The sequence below is a fragment of the Pseudomonas guariconensis genome (assembly GCF_024127895.1).
GTDB lineage: Bacteria > Pseudomonadota > Gammaproteobacteria > Pseudomonadales > Pseudomonadaceae > Aquipseudomonas > Aquipseudomonas guariconensis_B.
On the sequence record NZ_JAMYBK010000004.1, the window covers coordinates 169045 to 187269 of the forward strand.

At 65.2% G+C, this 18225-nt stretch carries 13 protein-coding genes; 9 read left to right on the forward strand and 4 right to left on the reverse strand.

The features are described from left to right. Positions 1-139: 139 nt before the first annotated feature. Positions 140-5008: an NAD-glutamate dehydrogenase gene (locus NJF35_RS07150; RefSeq protein ID WP_253090880.1), complete on the forward strand. Its 4869-nt coding sequence runs from the start codon at positions 140-142 to the stop codon at positions 5006-5008. 93 nt (positions 5009-5101) lie between these two features. On the opposite strand, the gene NJF35_RS07155 is transcribed toward NJF35_RS07150, so the two are convergent. Continuing rightward, complete coding sequence (locus NJF35_RS07155) at positions 5102-5920, reverse strand: pyruvate, water dikinase regulatory protein (RefSeq protein WP_225786975.1); 819 nt, start codon at positions 5918-5920, stop codon at positions 5102-5104. A gap of 179 nt (positions 5921-6099) precedes the next feature. Here NJF35_RS07155 and ppsA point away from each other — a divergent pair, with 179 nt between their 5' ends. The 8 genes from ppsA (at position 6100) to NJF35_RS07195 (ending at position 14457) form a co-directional block, all read left to right on the forward strand. Continuing rightward, positions 6100-8475 (forward strand): phosphoenolpyruvate synthase, encoded by a 2376-nt coding sequence (gene ppsA, locus NJF35_RS07160; RefSeq protein ID WP_225786974.1) that lies wholly within the window; start codon positions 6100-6102, stop codon positions 8473-8475. Positions 8476-8571: 96 nt separating this feature from the next. Further along, a complete protein-coding gene (locus NJF35_RS07165; RefSeq protein WP_253090881.1) occupies positions 8572-9564 on the forward strand; it encodes an alpha/beta fold hydrolase in 993 nt (330 codons plus the stop codon). Between the two features lie 292 nt (positions 9565-9856). After that, positions 9857-10348, forward strand: a complete 492-nt coding sequence (gene rraA / locus NJF35_RS07170) for a ribonuclease E activity regulator RraA (protein ID WP_253080514.1) — start codon at positions 9857-9859, stop codon at positions 10346-10348. 27 nt (positions 10349-10375) lie between these two features. Then, entirely contained in the window at positions 10376-11371 is a 996-nt protein-coding gene (locus tag NJF35_RS07175; protein ID WP_253080513.1) for a zinc transporter ZntB, read from the forward strand. A 181-nt stretch (positions 11372-11552) separates the two neighbouring features. Beyond that, on the forward strand, positions 11553-11804 hold the full coding sequence (locus tag NJF35_RS07180; RefSeq protein WP_225786970.1) for a CrfX protein: 252 nt from the start codon (positions 11553-11555) through the stop codon (positions 11802-11804). A 2-nt stretch (positions 11805-11806) separates the two neighbouring features. Then, on the forward strand, positions 11807-12631 hold the full coding sequence (locus tag NJF35_RS07185; RefSeq protein WP_225786969.1) for a mechanosensitive ion channel family protein: 825 nt from the start codon (positions 11807-11809) through the stop codon (positions 12629-12631). Positions 12632-12721: 90 nt separating this feature from the next. After that, entirely contained in the window at positions 12722-13312 is a 591-nt protein-coding gene (gene sigX, locus NJF35_RS07190) for an RNA polymerase sigma factor SigX (protein WP_225786968.1), read from the forward strand. A 110-nt stretch (positions 13313-13422) separates the two neighbouring features. Further along, on the forward strand, positions 13423-14457 hold the full coding sequence (locus tag NJF35_RS07195; RefSeq protein ID WP_253090882.1) for an OmpA family protein: 1035 nt from the start codon (positions 13423-13425) through the stop codon (positions 14455-14457). A 94-nt stretch (positions 14458-14551) separates the two neighbouring features. Here the strand turns inward: NJF35_RS07195 and cobA are convergent, their stop codons facing one another. Genes cobA through NJF35_RS07210 form a run of 3 tightly spaced genes read right to left on the reverse strand, consistent with a single transcriptional unit; the run spans position 14552 to position 18209 of the window. After that, positions 14552-15298: a uroporphyrinogen-III C-methyltransferase gene (cobA, locus tag NJF35_RS07200; protein WP_253090883.1), complete on the reverse strand. Its 747-nt coding sequence runs from the start codon at positions 15296-15298 to the stop codon at positions 14552-14554. A 28-nt stretch (positions 15299-15326) separates the two neighbouring features. After that, the gene (locus tag NJF35_RS07205) at positions 15327-16988 is read right to left on the reverse strand and encodes a bifunctional protein-serine/threonine kinase/phosphatase (RefSeq protein ID WP_253090884.1); all 1662 of its coding nucleotides are present in this window, start codon (positions 16986-16988) and stop codon (positions 15327-15329) included. Positions 16989-16997: 9 nt separating this feature from the next. Next, positions 16998-18209: a nitrate/nitrite transporter gene (locus tag NJF35_RS07210; protein ID WP_225786964.1), complete on the reverse strand. Its 1212-nt coding sequence runs from the start codon at positions 18207-18209 to the stop codon at positions 16998-17000. Between the last annotated feature and the right edge of the window lie 16 nt (positions 18210-18225).

An 18225-nucleotide genomic window follows, 5' to 3' on the forward strand; every position in this document is an offset into this window, starting at 1 on the left:
TGGAACGGATGGGCGTGCCGGTCACGTCCAAACGCCTGGTTTTCATCGTCCTGTCGCCACGGGTTGGCTATCGTTGATCCGTACACGGCGGACGCACGCGACGCTTCACACATAACAAAGCCCAAGCGGAGTACCACAGATGGCGTTCTTCACGGCAGCCAGCAAAGCCGACTTCCAGCATCAACTGCAAGCGGCCCTGGCGCAGCACATCAGCGAACAGGCACTGCCACAAGTGGCCCTGTTCGCCGAACAGTTCTTCGGCATCATCTCTCTGGACGAACTCACCCAACGCAGGCTGTCCGACCTGGCCGGCTGCACCCTCTCTGCCTGGCGCATCATCGAACGCTTCGACCCCGCGCAGCCACAGGTGCGGGTCTACAACCCCGACTACGAGCGCCACGGCTGGCAGTCGACCCACACCGTGGTCGAGGTGCTGCACCACGACCTGCCGTTCCTGGTCGATTCGGTGCGCACCGAACTCAACCGTCGCGGCTACAGCATCCACACCCTGCAGACCACGGTGCTGAGCGCTCGGCGCGGGGCCAAGGGCGAGCTGCTCGAGCTGCTGCCCAAGGGTACCCAGGGCGAGGGCATCAGCCACGAGTCGCTGATGTACCTGGAGATCGACCGCTGCGCCAACGCCGCCGAGCTCAACACCCTGACCCGCGAGCTGGACCAGGTGTTGGCCGAGGTGCGGGTGGCGGTGGACGACTTCGAGCCGATGAAGGCCAAGGTCCGCGACCTGCTGGCGCTGGTGGAGCAGACCGGGTTCGGCCCGGAGCAGCATGACAAGGCCGAGGTGCAGAGCTTCCTGTCGTGGCTGCTGGACAACCATTTCACCTTCCTCGGCTACGAGGAGTTCACCGTCGAGTCGGACGCCGATGGCGGCCACCTGGTCTACGACGAGGGCTCGTTCCTTGGCCTGACCCGCCTGCTGCGCGCCGGGCTCGGCATCGATGACCTGCGCATCGAGGACTACGCCGTCGCCTACCTGCGCGAGCCGCGCCTGCTGTCGTTCGCCAAGGCCTCGCAACCCAGCCGCGTGCATCGTCCGGCCTACCCCGACTACGTGTCGATCCGGCAGATCGACGACGATGGCAAGGTGGTCAAGGAGTGCCGTTTCATGGGCTTGTACACCTCCTCGGTGTACGGCGAGAGCGTGCGCACCATCCCCTACATCCGTGGCAAGGTGGCCGAGATCGAGCGCCGCTCGCACTTCGATCCCAAGGCCCACCTGGGCAAGGAGCTGGCCCAGGTGCTGGAGGTGCTGCCGCGCGACGACCTGTTCCAGACGCCGATCGACGAGTTGTTCAGCACCGTCATGGCCATCGTGCAGATCCAGGAACGCAACAAGATCCGCGTGTTCCTGCGCAAGGACCCGTACGGGCGCTTCTGCTATTGCCTGGCCTATGTACCGCGGGAGATCTACTCCACCGAGGTGCGGCAGAAGATCCAGCAGGTGCTGATGGAGCGCCTGAAGGCCAGCGACTGCGAGTTCTGGACGTTCTTCTCCGAGTCGGTGTTGGCGCGGGTGCAGTTGATCCTGCGGGTCGATCCGAAGAACCGCATCGACATCGACCCGCAGCAGCTGGAGAACGAGGTGATCCAGGCCTGCCGCTCGTGGCACGACGACTATTCGGCGCTGGTCATCGAGAACTTCGGCGAGGCCCAGGGCACCAACATCCTCGCCGACTTCCCCAAGGGCTTCCCGGCCGGCTACCGCGAGCGCTTCGCCGCCCATTCGGCGGTGGTCGACATGCAGCACGTGCTGGCATTGTCCGAGAGCAAGCCGCTGGCGATGAGCTTCTACCAACCGCTGACCCAGCTCAGCGAGCGCCAGTTGCACTGCAAACTGTACCACGCCGACACGCCATTGGCCCTGTCGGACGTGCTGCCGATCCTGGAGAACCTCGGCCTGCGCGTGCTCGGCGAGTTCCCCTATCGCCTGCGCCACGCCAGTGGCCGTGAGTTCTGGATCCACGACTTCGCCTTCACCTACAGCGAAGGCATGGAGCTGGACATCCAGCAACTCAACGACATCCTCCAGGACGCCTTCATCCACATCGTCAAGGGCGACGCCGAGAACGACGCCTTCAACCGCCTGGTGCTCACCGCCGGCCTGCCGTGGCGCGACGTGGCGTTGCTGCGCGCCTACGCCCGCTACCTCAAGCAGATCCGCCTGGGCTTCGACCTGGGCTACATCGCCGCGACCCTGAACAACCACACCGACATCGCCCGCGAGCTGACCCGGTTGTTCAAGACCCGCTTCTACCTGGCGCGCAAGCTCACCCAGGACGACCTGGACGACAAGCAGCAGCGCCTGGAGCAGGCCATCCTCAGCGCCCTGGACGAGGTCCAGGTGCTCAACGAGGACCGCATCCTGCGTCGCTACCTGGACCTGATCAAGGCCACCCTGCGCACCAACTTCTACCAGCCGGACGCCAATGGCCAGAACAAGCCGTACTTCAGCTTCAAGTTCAATCCGAAGTTGATCCCCGAGCTGCCCAAGCCGGTGCCGAAGTTCGAGATCTTCGTCTATTCGCCACGGGTCGAGGGCGTGCACCTGCGCTTTGGCAACGTTGCCCGTGGTGGGTTGCGTTGGTCGGACCGCGAGGAAGACTTCCGCACCGAGGTGCTCGGCCTGGTCAAGGCCCAGCAGGTGAAGAACTCGGTGATCGTCCCGGTCGGTGCCAAGGGCGGCTTCCTGCCGCGCCGTCTGCCGCTGGGCGGCAGCCGTGACGACATCCAGGCCGAAGGCATCGCCTGCTACCGGATCTTCATCTCGGGCCTGCTGGACATCACCGACAACCTCAAGGACGGCGGCGTGGTGCCGCCGGCCAACGTGGTCCGCCACGATGACGACGACCCCTACCTGGTGGTGGCGGCGGACAAGGGCACCGCGACCTTCTCCGACATCGCCAACGGTATCGCCATCGACTACGGCTTCTGGCTGGGCGACGCCTTCGCTTCGGGCGGCTCGGCCGGTTACGACCACAAGAAGATGGGCATCACCGCCCGTGGCGCCTGGGTCGGCGTGCAGCGCCACTTCCGCGAGCGCGGCATCAACGTGCAGGAAGACCCGATCACCGTGATCGGTATCGGCGACATGGCCGGCGACGTGTTCGGCAACGGCCTGCTGATGTCCGACAAGCTCAAGCTGGTCGCGGCGTTCAACCATCTGCACATCTTCATCGACCCGAACCCGGACCCGGCCACCAGCTTCCTCGAGCGCAAGCGCCTGTTCGAGTTGCCGCGCTCGGCCTGGAGCGACTACGACACCAGCATCATGTCCGAAGGCGGCGGGATTTTCCCGCGCAGTGCCAAGAGCATCGCCATCAGCCCGCAGATGAAGGAACGTTTCGCCATCGAGGCTGACCGCCTGACCCCGACCGAACTGCTGCACGCACTGCTCAAGGCCCCGGTCGACCTGCTGTGGAACGGCGGCATCGGCACCTACGTCAAGGCCAGCAGCGAGAGCCACGCCGATGTCGGCGACAAGGCCAACGATGCCCTGCGGGTCAATGGCGACGAGCTGCGCTGCAAGGTGGTGGGCGAGGGCGGCAACCTGGGCATGACCCAGCTTGGCCGGGTCGAGTTCGGCCTCAACGGCGGCGCCACCAACACCGACTTCATCGACAACGCCGGCGGGGTGGACTGCTCCGACCACGAGGTCAACATCAAGATCCTGCTCAACGAAGTGGTGCAGGGTGGCGACATGACCGAGAAGCAGCGCAACCAACTGCTGGGCAGCATGACCGATGAAGTCGCCGGCCTGGTGCTGGGCAACAACTACAAGCAGACCCAGGCCCTGTCGCTGGCGGCCCGTCGCGCCCGCGAGCGGATCGCCGAGTACAAGCGCCTGATGGCCGACCTGGAGGGGCGTGGCAAGCTCGACCGGGCCATCGAGTTCCTGCCGTCGGAGGAGCTGCTGGCCGAGCGCCTGGCCGTGGGCCAGAGCCTGACCCGCGCTGAGCTGTCGGTGCTGATCTCCTACAGCAAGATCGACCTCAAGGAGCAGTTGCTCAAGTCGCTGGTACCGGACGACGACTACCTGACCCGCGACATGGAGACCGCCTTCCCGCCGTCGCTGGTCAGCAAGTTCGCCGAGGCCATGCGCCGCCACCGCCTCAAGCGCGAGATCGTCAGCAACCAGATCGCCAACGACCTGGTCAACAACATGGGCATCACCTTCGTCCAGCGCCTGAAGGAGTCCACCGGCATGAGCCCGGCCAACGTCGCCGGGGCTTATGTGATCGTGCGCGACATCTTCCACCTGCCGCACTGGTTCCGCCAGATCGAGGCCCTGGACTACCAGGTACCGGCCGAGATCCAGCTGACCCTGATGGACGAGCTGATGCGCCTGGGCCGCCGCGCCACCCGCTGGTTCCTGCGCAGCCGTCGCAACGAGCAGGATGCCGGTCGCGACGTGGCCCATTTCGGGCCGAAGATCGCCCAACTGGGGCTCAAGCTCGACGAACTGCTGGAGGGCCCGACCCGCGAACGCTGGCAGCAGCGCTACCAGGGCTTCGTCGAGGCCGGGGTGCCGGAGCTGCTGGCGCGCATGGTCGCCGGCACCACCCACCTGTACACCCTGCTGCCGATCATCGAGGCTTCGGACGTCACCGGCCGCGACCCGGCCCTGGTGGCCAAGGCGTTCTTCGCCGTGGGCAGTGCCCTGGACCTGACCTGGTACCTGCAGGAGATCAGCAACCTGTCGGTGGAGAACAACTGGCAGGCCCTGGCCCGCGAGGCGTACCGCGACGATATCGACCTGCAGCAGCGCGCCATCACCATTTCCGTGCTGCAGATGGCCGATGCGCCGGAGGACATGGACGCCCGCGTGGCCCTGTGGATCGAGCAGCACCGGGTGATGGTGGAGCGCTGGCGTGCCATGCTCGAGGACCTGCGCAACGCCACCGGCACCGACTACGCCATGTATGCGGTGGCCAACCGTGAGCTGGTGGACCTGGCCATGAGCGGGCAGGCGGCGGTTCTGCCGGTCAACTGAAGCGACAAGCTGCAAGCAGACCGCGTTGGTCTTGCTTGCAGCTTTCTGGCTTGAGACGGTGCGGGCCCCGGCACCGCTGCTTTTTCTTGCCGCTTACTTGAACCGCCGCTCCACGCCTTTCTCTACCAGGATCTTCGCCGCGATCTCTTCGACCGAGAAGTGCGTGGAGTTGATGTTGGGGATGTTCTCCCGGCGGAACAGGTTTTCCACCTCGCGTACCTCGAACTCGCACTGGGCGAAGCTGGAGTAGCGGCTGTTGGGCTTGCGCTCGTGGCGGATGGCGGTGAGGCGGTCGGGGTCGATGGTCAGGCCGAACAGCTTGTCCTGGTACTTCTTCAGCACCGTCGGCAACTGCAGGCGCTCCATGTCGTCCTCGGTCAGCGGGTAGTTGGCGGCGCGGATGCCGAACTGCATGGCCATGTATAGACAGGTGGGGGTCTTGCCGCAACGCGACACGCCCACCAGGATCAGGTCGGCCTTGTCGTAGTAGCGGGTACGCGCGCCGTCGTCGTTGTCCAGGGCGAAGTTGACCGCCTCGATACGCTCCATGTAGTTGGAATTGCCGCCGATCGAGTGGGACTTGCCCACGCTATACGACGAATGGGCGGTCAATTCCTGCTCCAGCGGGGACAAAAACGTCGAAAAGATGTCGATCATGAAGCCGTTGGAGGTGGCCAGGATCTCACGGATGTCCTGGTTGACGATGGTGTCGAAGATGATCGGCCGCATCCCGTCGCGCTCGGCCGCGGCATTGATCTGCTCGACCATGGCCCGTGCCTTGTCCGGGGTGTCGATGTACGGGCGGGTGAATTTATTGAAAGGAATGCTATCGAATTGTGCGAGCAGGCTTTGCCCCAGCGTTTCTGCAGTGATGCCGGTACCGTCGGAGATGAAGAACGCGGATCGTTTCATTTGCACCCTGGGCCTTAAGCTGCCGAAGTTTTCTGGAGTATGATACGTTCGGTTTGCCGAACACGGTTGTTCGGCATTCTCACTTATTTTCCAGGTCCAGGCCACAAGCGTCCGGCCAAGTCTGAGCAGGCAGGCGGGCGCCCTTGAGCTTTTCCAATACAGTTAGTGGAGAGATCACCTTGGTAGAGTACGTAGTTTCCCTCGATAAGCTCGGCGTCCATGATGTAGAGCATGTGGGGGGCAAGAACGCATCCCTGGGCGAGATGATCAGTAACCTCGCAGGTGCCGGCGTATCGGTGCCGGGCGGCTTTGCCACTACGGCTCAGGCGTACCGCGATTTTCTCGAACAGAGCGGCCTGAACGACCGCATCCACGCCGCGCTCGATGCGCTGGACGTCGACGACGTCAACGCCCTGGCCAAGACTGGCGCGCAGATCCGCCAGTGGGTCATGGACGCCGAATTCCCCCCGCGCCTGGACGCCGAGATCCGCAGCGCCTTCGCCGAGTTGAGCAAGGGCAACCCCAATCTCGCCGTCGCCGTGCGCTCCTCGGCCACCGCCGAGGACCTGCCGGACGCGTCCTTCGCCGGCCAGCAGGAAACCTTCCTGAACATCCGTGGCGTCGACAATGTCATCCGCGCCGCCAAGGAAGTCTTCGCCTCCCTGTTCAACGACCGCGCCATCGCCTACCGCGTGCACCAGGGCTTCGACCATAAGCTGGTCGCCCTGTCCGCCGGCGTGCAGCGCATGGTCCGTTCGGAAACCGGTACCGCCGGCGTGATGTTCACCCTCGACACCGAGTCGGGCTTCCGTGACGTGGTGTTCATCACCGGCGCCTACGGCCTGGGCGAGACCGTGGTGCAAGGCGCGGTCAACCCCGACGAATTCTACGTGCACAAGAGCACCCTGCAGGCCGGCCGTCCGGCCATCCTGCGCCGTAACCTGGGCAGCAAGGCCATCAAGATGGTCTATGGCGACGAAGCCAAGGCCGGCCGTTCGGTCAAGACCGTCGAGGTCGACCGTGCCGACCGCGCGCGCTTCTGCCTGAGCGATGCCGAAGTCAGCGAACTGGCCAAGCAGGCGATGATCATCGAGCAGCACTACCAGCGCCCGATGGACATCGAGTGGGCCAAGGACGGTGACGACGGCAAGCTGTACATCGTCCAGGCGCGCCCGGAGACCGTGAAGAGCCGCGCCAGCGCCAATGTCATGGAGCGCTACCTGCTCAAGGAAAAGGGCACCGTCCTGGTCGAGGGCCGTGCCATCGGCCAGCGCATCGGTGCCGGCAAGGTCCGCGTGATCAACGACGTGTCCGAGATGGACAAGGTGCAACCGGGCGACGTGCTGGTCTCCGACATGACCGACCCGGACTGGGAACCGGTCATGAAGCGCGCCAGCGCCATCGTCACCAACCGTGGCGGGCGTACCTGCCACGCGGCGATCATCGCCCGTGAACTGGGTATCCCGGCCGTGGTCGGTTGCGGCAACGCCACCCAGGTGCTCAAGGACGGCCAGGGCGTGACCGTGTCCTGCGCCGAAGGCGACACCGGCTTCATCTTCGAAGGCGAGCTGGGCTTCGACGTCAAGCAGAACTCGGTCGATGCCATGCCGGAACTGCCGTTCAAGATCATGATGAACGTCGGCAACCCGGACCGTGCCTTCGACTTCGCCCAACTGCCCAACGCCGGTGTCGGCCTGGCGCGCCTGGAGTTCATCATCAACCGCATGATCGGCGTGCACCCCAAGGCACTGCTGAACTATGCCGGCCTGCCGGCGGACCTGAAAGAAAGCGTCGACAAGCGCATCGCCGGCTACAACGACCCGGTCGGTTTCTACGTCGAGAAGCTGGTCGAGGGCATCAGCACCCTGGCGGCGGCCTTCTACCCGAAAAAGGTCATCGTGCGCCTGTCGGACTTCAAGTCCAACGAATACGCCAACCTGATCGGCGGCAAGCTGTACGAGCCGGAAGAAGAGAACCCGATGCTGGGCTTCCGTGGCGCCTCGCGCTACATCAGCGAGTCGTTCCGTGACTGCTTCGAGCTCGAGTGCCGCGCCCTCAAGCGCGTGCGCGACGAGATGGGCCTGACCAACGTCGAGATCATGGTGCCGTTCGTGCGCACCCTGGGCGAGGCCAGCCAGGTGGTCGACCTGCTCGCCGAGAACGGCCTGGGCCGTGGCGTCAACGGCCTGCGCGTGATCATGATGTGCGAGCTGCCGTCCAACGCGCTGCTGGCCGACGAGTTCCTCGAATACTTCGACGGCTTCTCCATCGGCTCCAACGACCTGACCCAGCTGACCCTGGGCCTGGATCGCGACTCGGGGATCATCGCCCACCTGTTCGACGAGCGTAACCCGGCCGTGAAGAAGCTGCTGGCCAACGCCATCCAGGCGTGCAACAAGGCCGGCAAGTACATCGGCATCTGCGGCCAGGGCCCGTCGGACCACCCGGATCTTGCCAAGTGGCTGATGGAGCAGGGTATCGAGAGCGTGTCGCTGAACCCGGACTCGGTGCTCGAGACCTGGTTCTTCCTGGCCGAGGACCAGGGCGCGGCATGAGGCAGTGAACGCGGGAGCGCCCCATGGCGCTCCCGCCTGGTTTCATCCAGGGCGAGTTCCAGCAATGGATCCCGCCCTTTTTTGTGCAATCGACCTATGCAAAGCAGCAGTACCTTGTTCCCCGTGGCCCTGCTCAGTGCCGAGCGCCGTGGCGACCTCAGCGAAGACGTGTACCGGATCAAGGCCGGCAACAGCCCCGACCCCAGCGTCGAGCTGGCCATGACCCGCCTGGGCCTGGCCGACCAGCCCCGCGCCCAGGGCGTGCCGGTGATCCTCCTGCATGGCAGTTTTTCCAACCGGCGGTTCTGGTACTCGCCCAAGGGGATTGGCCTGGGGGCCTACCTGGCACGCGCCGGCTTCGATGTGTGGATCCCGGAGATGCGGGGGCACGGCCTGTCGCCGCGCAACCGCGCCTGGCGCTACAACCGGGTCGCCGACTACGCCCGCTTCGACCTGCCGGTGATCGCCGCGTTCGTCCAGGAGCAGAGCGGGCAGGTCGCGCACTGGATTGGTCACTCCCTTGGCGGCACCATCCTGGCCGCCGCGCTCGGCGGGGGTTACCTGCAGGCCGGCAGCGTGGCCAGCGCGGCGTTCTTCGGCACCCAGGTCAGTCGGGTCTACTGGCCGTTGAAAGTACCGCCGGTGGCCTGGAGCGCTCGCCTGCTGCTCAAGCGCTTCGGCCAGTTGTCCGGCTCACGGCTCAAGCGTGGCCCAGAGGACGAACCGATAGGCTTGGCCCTGGAGAGCCTGCGCTGGCATGGCCTGTTCGGGCGTTTCGGCGACAAGCAGGACGACTGGTGGGCAGGGCTGGCGCAGGTCGAGGTGCCGGTGCTGGCCGTGGCGGGGGCGGCGGATTACCAGGATCCGGTGTGGGCCTGTCGCAAGCTGTTCGAGCAACTGGGCGGTGGGCACAAGCAGTTCCTGCGTCTGGGGCGCGAGGAGGGCTTCGATGCCTTCGGGCATGTCGACATGCTGGTCAGCAAGGCGGCCCAGGCGCAGGTGTGGCCGTTGGTGGAGCGCTGGCTGCGTGACCCGCTGGCGCCGTTGCACGGGGCGGTGGGGGTGACGGAGGCTGTGCCTGCCAGTTGAGTTTTATGCGCCTGTACTGGCCCATTCGCGGGCAAGCCCGCTCCCACAGGGACCGCTGCTGAACTTCCGGATTGCGCTGTCCCTGTGAGAGATCACCCAGCGCTGTCGCGCAGAGAACAGAGAGCGGAAGGGCAACGAGAACCCTGTGGGAGCGGGCTTGCCCGCGAATGGGCCAGTACAGGCGCCGCAAACATGACTGCTCGGTCCTGGGTGACTGCGACACCACCCAAGGTGTAGCCTTGGCAGCAACCCGCAAGATCCGCCCTTTCGTTGTGACTGACAGGAGTTTCCCATGCAGCATTACGTAACGCCCGACCTGTGCGACGCCTACCCCGACCTGGTCCAGGTGCTGGAGCCGATGTTCAGCAACTTCGGCGGTCGCGATTCCTTCGGTGGCCAGATCGTCACCATCAAGTGCTTCGAGGACAACTCGCTGGTCAAGGAGCAGGTCGAGCTCGATGGCAAGGGCAAGGTCCTGGTGGTCGACGGCGGTGGCTCGCTGCGCCGGGCGCTGCTGGGCGACATGCTCGCCGAGAAGGCGGCGAAGAACGGCTGGGAAGGGCTGGTGATCTATGGCTGCGTGCGTGACGTGGACGTGCTGGTGCAGACCGACGTCGGCGTCCAGGCCCTGGCCAGCCACCCGATGAAGACCGACAAGCGCGGTATCGGCGACCTCAACGTGCCGGTGACCTTCGCCGGGGTGACCTTCCGCCCGGGGGAATACGTGTATGCCGACAACAACGGTGTGATCGTCTCACCAAGCCCGCTGCAGATGCCGGAGTGACGCGCCGCGGGCGCTGATGGAGCTTGAATGTTCGAGGAAGACAACGCGCAGTGGGGGCTGGTGCATGCCCTGGTGCTCGATGGTAAAGGCGGCGCACGCACGATTGCCCGGACCGAACTGGACGCTCTTGACCTGCAGCCGCAGGAAAGCCTTTGGCTGCACTGGGACCGCAGCCATCCGCAGACCCGCAGCTGGCTGCTGCGCGACAGCGGCCTGAGTGAGTTCGCCTGCGACCTGTTGCTGGAGGAAAACACCCGGCCGCGCCTGCTGGCGCTGGCTGGCGAGCAGATGCTGCTGTTCCTGCGCGGGGTCAACCTCAACCCGGGGGCCGAGCCCGAGGACATGGTCTCGGTGCGTATCTTCGCCCAGGCGCAGCGGGTCGTGTCCCTGCGCCTGCGGCCGCTGCGCGCCAGCGACGAGATCCTCCAGCAGTTGGAGGAAGGTCGGGGGCCCAAGTCGGCCTCCGAGCTGTTGCTGCTGATGGGCGAGCTGCTCACCGAAAAGGTCCAGGCCCTGGTCAGCGACCTGTCGGAGGTGGTCGATCTTGAGGAAGAGAAGGTGGAATCCGACGAACGGTATAGCCCTGCCCAGGGCAGCCTGCAACAGATCCGCCGTCGGGCCGCCGGCCTGCGCCGTTTCCTCGCCCCGCAGCGCGACATCTATGCCCAGTTGGCGCGCAACAAGTGGAGCTGGTTCGCCGATGCCGACGCCGATTACTGGAACGAGCTCAACAACAGCCTGATCCGCTACCTGGAGGAGCTGGAACTGACCCGCGAGAGGGCTGCCCTGGTGCTGGAGACCGAGGACCGGCGGCGTAGCGAACGGATGAACCGGACCATGTACCGCTTCGGCATCATCACCTGCATCTTCCTGCCCATGAGCTTCGTCACCGGGCTGCTGGGCATCAATGTCGGCGGTATTCCGGGGGCGGACAGCCCCTTTGGCTTCCTCTTCGCCTGCCTGGTGGTGCTGGGGCTGGCGGCGGGGCAGTGGTGGCTGTTCCGACGCTTGCGGTGGGTATAGATGAAGAGTGTGCTGGGGCGGTCTTTTCGCGGGCAAGCCCGTTCCCACAGCCACCGCGCCGCTCTCAAGGGCTTGCCCGCGAAAAGGTCGTCCTGCGCTGGTCTTGAAACATGCGTCCCACATCCCAGTGTGACCCATTGCCCGGCGCCCTCGTCTCTGACAGATACTGCGCGAGGTGCCCATGCACGATCCGTTTGAAGAATCCCTGCGTGACCTGCTCAAGGCATCGCCGTCCGGCCATGACCGCGACGACGCCGCCTGCCTGGGTCGCGTCCTGAAAACCGCCAACCGCCAGGTCGGCGCGGGCGATCTGTTCAGTCTGCTGGGCCGCTGGAGCCAGGCGCTGCTGATCGCCGTGAACAATGGCTCGGCGCATGTCGCGCCGGTGCGCCGCAACCCTGCCGCTGGCAGAAAAGCTGATAAGGCCGATTGAATATGGAACTCGATCTCTGGACCCAGAGCCTGGTCACCGCCATGACCGCCCTTTGGACCAAGGTGGCGAACTTCATCCCCAACCTGTTCGGTGCCCTGGTCGTGGTGCTGCTCGGCTTCGTGGTGGCCAAGCTGCTCGATACGCTGTTGTCCAAGCTGCTGGCCAAGTTCGGCCTGGATCGCCTGATGAGCGGTACCGGGCTGACCAAGATGCTTGGCCGGGTCGGCATCCAGGTGCCGATCTCGACCCTGATCGGCAAGATCGTCTACTGGTTCGTGCTGCTGATCTTCCTGGTGTCCGCCGCCGAATCCCTGGGGCTGGAGCGGGTCTCGGCGACCCTCGACATGCTCGCCCTGTACCTGCCCAAGGTGTTCGGCGCGGCCCTGGTGCTGCTCGCCGGCGTACTCCTGGCACAGGTGGTCAACGGGTTGGTGCGTGGCGCCGCCGAGGGCATCGGCCTGGAATATGCCGCGGGCGTCGGGCGTATTGTCCAGGGGCTGGTGATCATCATCAGCATCTCGGTGGCCATCAGCCAGCTGGAGGTCAAGACCGACCTGCTCAACCACGTGATCGTCATCGGCCTGATTACCGTTGGTCTGGCCGTTGCTCTGGCGATGGGCCTGGGCAGCCGGGAAATCGCCGGGCAGATCCTGGCCGGCATCTACGTTCGCGAACTCTACCAAGTGGGCCAACAGGTGCAGATTGGCGAGGTCGAAGGGCAGATCGAGGAGATCGGTACGGTCAAGACGACACTGTTGACCGATGATGGCGAATTGGTGTCGCTGTCCAATCGAGCATTGCTCGAACAACGAGTCAATAGCCGCTAACCGCACAAAAGCTGTTAATGTATGCCGCCGCGAAAAACGGCCCAAGGGGGCCGAGCGGCGACATTGACCTGACTGTCGGCCAGATCCGTTTTGAATAAAGTTCACTCGCTGCCCATGCGCTATGACCCCCGCGAGCTCACCGACGAGGAGTTGGTGGCGCGTTCGCATGAGGAGCTGTATCACGTTACCCGCGCCTATGAGGAACTCATGCGGCGCTACCAGCGGACCCTGTTCAACGTCTGTGCGCGTTACCTGGGGAACGACCGGGATGCGGACGATGTCTGTCAGGAAGTGATGCTGAAGGTGCTGTACGGTCTGAAGAACTTCGAGGGCAAGTCCAAGTTCAAGACCTGGCTCTACAGCATTACCTACAACGAATGCATTACCCAGTACCGCAAGGAGCGTCGCAAGCGACGGCTGATGGATGCCCTGAGTCTGGACCCTGTCGAAGAGGCGTCCGAAGAGAAGGCTCCGAAGGCCGAAGAGAAAGGCGGGCTGGATAAATGGCTGGTCCATGTCAACCCGATCGACCGCGAAATCCTGGTGCTACGATTTGTCGCAGAGCTGGAGTTCCAGGAGATCGCTGACATCATGCACATGGGCCTGAGCGCCACGAAAATGCGCTACAAACGGGCGCTCGACAAGCTTAGAGAGAAATTTGCCGGGTTGACTGAAACTTAGTGGCTGGTAAATACCTCTAACCAACCGGCGAGTTCTGCTAGACTTGCCGACGAGTTGTCCCCCGGAGTTTGTCGGGACTGCTTAACTATCACCAGATGGGGATTTAACGGATGAAATTGAAAAACACCTTGGGCTTGGCCATTGGTTCGCTTGTAGCCGCCACTTCAATTGGCGCTCTGGCACAAGGTCAAGGCGCCGTCGAAACCGAGATCTTCTACAAGAAGGAATTCTTCGACAGCCAGCGCAACTTCAAGAACGACGGTAACCTGTTCGGTGGTTCGATCGGTTACTTCCTGACCGACGACGTCGAACTGCGCCTGGGCTACGACGAAGTTCACAACGCGCGTGGCGACGACGGCAAGAACATCCTGGGCTCCAACACCGCCCTGGACGCCGTTTACCACTTCAACAACCCGTACGACGCCATCCGTCCGTACGTTTCGGCTGGTTTCTCGCACCAGAGCATCCGCCAGACCGGTCGCAGCGGTCGTGACCACTCCACCTTCGCCAACGTCGGCGCCGGTGCCAAGTGGTACATCACCGACATGTTCTACGCCCGTGCTGGCGTAGAAGCCCAGTACAACATCGACCAGGGTGACACCGAGTGGGCACCGAGCGTCGGTATCGGCCTGAACTTCGGCGGTAGCCCGAAGCAAGCTGAAGTCGCGCCTGCTCCGGTTGCCGAAGTCTGCGCCGACAGCGACAACGACGGCGTCTGCGACAACGTCGACAAGTGCCCTGACACTCCGGCCAACGTCACCGTTGACGCCGACGGCTGCCCGGCAGTCGCCGAAGTCGTACGTGTCGAGCTGGACGTCAAGTTCGACTTCGACAAGTCGGTGGTCAAGCCGAACAGCTACGGTGACATCCAGAACCTGGCTGACTTCATGAAGCAGTACCCGCAGACCACCACCACTGTTGAAGGTCACACCGACTCCGTTGGTCCTGACGCTTACAACCAGAAACTGTCCGAGCGTCGTGCCGATGCGGTCAAGCAGGTCCTGACCGAGCAGTACGGCATCGAGTCCTCCCGTGTTGATTCGGTTGGCTACGGTGAGACCCGTCCGGTCGCCGACAACGCTACCTCGGAAGGCCGTGCCATCAACCGTCGCGTTGAAGCTCAGGTCGAAGCTCAGGCCAAGTAATTGGTTTGATGCTTCACGGAAAAACCCGGCTTCGGCCGGGTTTTTCTTTGGTGGGTGTTTTATTGGGGCCGCGAAGCAGCCCCAATGCCACTGGTTAACCCACCAATGCCTGTAACTCGCCCGCCAGCGCTGCCGATTCGCCCACGACCTCGCCAATGACCAGGATCGCCGGGCTGCGCAGGCCGAACGCCTGGGCGTCGTCCATCATCCCACCCAACCGGCTGCGGCACGCCCGCTGCTGGGGCAACGAGGCGTTCTCGATCATCGCCACCGGTGTGTGCGCCGCCATACCACCTTCCAGCAGGCCGCGACGGATATGCTCCAGCCGCGCCACCCCCATGTACACCACCAGCGTCGTGCCGCCCTCGGCCAGGGCCTGCCAGTTCACTTCGCTGTCATCCTGGGTATGCGCTGTCACCAGCGTCACGCCCCGGCTGACGCCGCGCAGGGTCAGGGGGATCCCGCACTGCGTCGCGCCGGCCAGCCCTGCGGTGATGCCGTTCACCACCTCCACCTCGATGCCCCGCGCCTGCAGCCACAGCGCTTCTTCGCCGCCGCGGCCGAAGATGCACGGGTCGCCGCCCTTGAGTCGAACCACGCAGCGGCCCTGGCGGGCGTGGCGCAGCATCAGGCGCTGGATGAACGCCTGGGGCGTGGAGCGGCAGCCGCCGCGCTTGCCCACGGCAATGACCCGGGCGCCTGGGCAGTGCTCCAGCATGGCGGGATTGACCAAGTCATCGACCAGCACCACCTGCGCCTGTCGCAGCGCACGCACGGCCTTGAGGGTCAGCAGCTCGGGGTCTCCAGGGCCGGCACCGACCAGCCAGACTTTCGCATTCATTCGTATTCTCCTCATGGGCAGGCACCGTTCAGCCCTTGAACAGGGCGAACAGCACGATCAGGTTCAGCAGCAGGGAAAGCAGCGCCAGGGTTCTCCAGGTCTTCAGTGGTTCGCGTTCCAGCAGGGGGCGAGGGCGCCCGGGCAAGTCTTGGCGGTCGCCGCGCTCGAGCAGCAACAGCCATTGTTCGGCGGTTTCGAAGCGTTGGCCGGGGTCTGCGGCCACCGCCTGCTGCAGGTTGTGCTGCAGCCACTCCGGCACATCGGGGCGATAGCGCGCTGGGTTCACCGGGTGGCTGAAGCGCGGGCGCTGGAAGGCTTCGATCTCGCCATAGGGGTAGTGGCCGGTCAGCAGGTGGTACAGGGTCACGCCGGCTGCGTAGAGGTCCTGGCGCGGGCTGGGAGGCTGGCCTTCGAAGGCTTCCGGGGCGATGAACGACGGCGTGCCGGGCAATAGGTGCGGCGTATCCTCGGACAGGCCCGGGCAGTAGGCCAGGCCGAAGTCCAGCAGGCGCAACTGGCCGTCGTCGCCAAGGTGCAGGTTGTCTGGCTTGATGTCCCGGTGCAGCAGGTTGCGCCGGTGCAGGATGCCCACGGCCTGCAGCAACTGGCGCGCCACTTCGAGCCAGCGCGCCAACGACAGCGGCCCGTGCTCGGCCAGCAGGGCGGCCAGCGTCTGGCCGGGATACTCGCGCATCAGGTAGTACAGGTGCTGGCGCTGGCTGGCGGCATGCACCTCGGGGAAGTGTCGGCCGCTGACCCGGCGCAGGAACCACTCTTCCAGCAGCAGGCGCTGGGCGGCACCTTCCTGGTGGGCGGGCAGGGTCTTGAGCAGCCAGGCTTGCCCCTGCCTGTCACGGGCGCGGTAGAGCACCGATTGCTGGCTGCGCGACAGCAAGGCCTCGATGTGCCAGCCATCGAGCGACTGACCTGGGCGCAGCGCGGCCGGGATCGGCCATTGCTGCAACTGCGCCAGGGTGTCGCCGAGGTTCGTCGGGCCGAGCTGTTCGACCCGCACCAGCAGGGCGCTGGCGTTGTCCTGGCTGCCACAGCGGTGGGCCGTGGCGACCAGGGTGTCGGCGGCCTCCTGCAGGTCGCTCTGCTCGCGCAGCAGCGAACGGATGCGCTGGTCCCCCAGGCTTGCCCACACCCCATCGCTCAGCAGCAGGAAACATTCGCCGTGGCGCAGCTCGCCCTCCAGGTAATCGACCAGCAGGTGCTGGTCCAGGCCCAGTGCACGCTTGAGCACATGCTGCATGCCGGGCTGGTCCCAGACATGGTCTTCGCTCAGGCATTGCAACTGGTCGTCGTGCCAGCGGTAGGCGCGGCAATCGCCGACGTGCGCCAGGGTGAAGCGGCGCCCGCGCAACACCAGGGCGGTGAGGGTGGTCAGCAGGGGCTGGCCGTTGCCCTGGGCGCGCAGCCAGCGATTCTGTGCCAGCAGCAGGCGATCGAGGGCCTGGGCCACGCTCCAGGTCGCCGGGGTGGCGTAGTAGTCCAGGGCCAGCGCCTGCAAGCTGGCCCGTGCCGCCAGGCCGCCGTCGGCGCACTGGCTGACGCCGTCGGCGAGGGCGAAGAGGTAGCCCTTGCTGGCGGCCAGCTCCGCTGCCGGCGTGACCAGGCGCAGGGCGTCCTGGTTTTCCACGCGCGGCCCGGTGGCGCTGGCCTGGGCGAAGTTCAGTCGCAAGTCCATGGGCGGCGTTCAGATGCGGGCCGTGGTGACGGCCGCCGAGCCCCAGGTGGTGCGCCAGCGCTGCTTGACACCGTACAGGCCGAACCAGGCCAGCAGGCCCAGGCTGGCGAACAACCACAAGCCCAGCTGGTAGTCACCGGTATGCTGCTTGATGGCGCCGAGGCCGGCGGCCAGGAGGAAGCCGCCGATACCGCCGGCCATGCCGATCAGTCCGGTCATCACCCCGATCTCTTGGCGAAAGCGCTGCGGCACCAGCTGGAAGACTGCGCCGTTACCGGCGCCCAGACCGAGCATGGCGCTGACGAATAGGGTCAGGGCGGCAGTGGCACTGGGCAGGTTGAAACCCACCGCTGCGATGCACACTGCAGCCACGCTGTACATGGCCAGCAGGGTGCGGATACCGCCGAAGCGATCGGCCAGGGCGCCGCCCAGCGGGCGCATCAGGCTGCCGGCGAACACGCAGGCGGCGGTGTAGTAGCCGGCGGTGACCGGGCTCAGGCCGTACTGGTCGCTGAAGTAGCCGGGCAGGGCGCTGGCCAGGCCGATGAAGCCGCCGAAGGTGACGCTGTAGAAGAACATGAACCACCAGCTGTCGCGATCGCCGAGGGCCTTGAGGTAGTCGGCCATGGCCTTGGGCTTGGGGCGCTGTGGCGCGTTGCGGGCGAGCAGGGCGAACAGCGCCAGGGTCAGCAGCAACGGCACGAGGGCGAAGCCGAACACATTGTTCCAGCCAAAGCCTGCGGCCAGGGCGGGCGCCAGCAGGGCGGCGAACACCGTGCCGGAGTTGCCGGCCCCGGCGATGCCCATGGCCTTGCCCTGGTGCTGCGGTGGATACCACTGGGAGGCCAAGGGCAGCGACACGGCGAACGAGGCACCGGCGAAACCGAGGAACACGCCCAGCAGCAGGGCCTGTTCATAGGTGTTCACGCCCAGTTGCCAGGCACAGGCCAGGGCGACGATGACCACCACCTGGCCGATCAGGCCGGCGGTCTTCGGCGACAGGCGATCGACCAGCAGGCCCATGGCGAAACGCAGTATCGCGCCCGCGAGGATCGGTGTGGCGACCATCAGGCCCCGTTGCTGGGCGCTCAGTTGCAGGTCGGCGGCGATCTGCACCGCCAGAGGGCCGAGCAGGTACCAGACCATGAAGCTCAGGTCGAAGTACAGGAACGCGGCAAACAGGGTGGGCACATGCCCGGATTTCCAGAAGCTCGTACTCATCGAACACCTCGCGCGG

Coding starts and splice junctions, on each gene's coding strand:
- NJF35_RS07150 (WP_253090880.1), top strand. CDS start 140: ATGGCGTTCTTCACGGCAGCCAGCAAAGCCGACTTCCAGCATCAACTG.
- NJF35_RS07155 (WP_225786975.1), bottom strand. CDS start 5,920: ATGAAACGATCCGCGTTCTTCATCTCCGACGGTACCGGCATCACTGCA.
- NJF35_RS07165 (WP_253090881.1), top strand. CDS start 8,572: ATGCAAAGCAGCAGTACCTTGTTCCCCGTGGCCCTGCTCAGTGCCGAG.
- rraA (WP_253080514.1), top strand. CDS start 9,857: ATGCAGCATTACGTAACGCCCGACCTGTGCGACGCCTACCCCGACCTG.
- NJF35_RS07175 (WP_253080513.1), top strand. CDS start 10,376: ATGTTCGAGGAAGACAACGCGCAGTGGGGGCTGGTGCATGCCCTGGTG.
- NJF35_RS07180 (WP_225786970.1), top strand. CDS start 11,553: ATGCACGATCCGTTTGAAGAATCCCTGCGTGACCTGCTCAAGGCATCG.
- NJF35_RS07185 (WP_225786969.1), top strand. CDS start 11,807: ATGGAACTCGATCTCTGGACCCAGAGCCTGGTCACCGCCATGACCGCC.
- NJF35_RS07195 (WP_253090882.1), top strand. CDS start 13,423: ATGAAATTGAAAAACACCTTGGGCTTGGCCATTGGTTCGCTTGTAGCC.
- cobA (WP_253090883.1), bottom strand. CDS start 15,298: ATGAATGCGAAAGTCTGGCTGGTCGGTGCCGGCCCTGGAGACCCCGAG.
- NJF35_RS07205 (WP_253090884.1), bottom strand. CDS start 16,988: ATGGACTTGCGACTGAACTTCGCCCAGGCCAGCGCCACCGGGCCGCGC.
- NJF35_RS07210 (WP_225786964.1), bottom strand. CDS start 18,209: ATGAGTACGAGCTTCTGGAAATCCGGGCATGTGCCCACCCTGTTTGCC.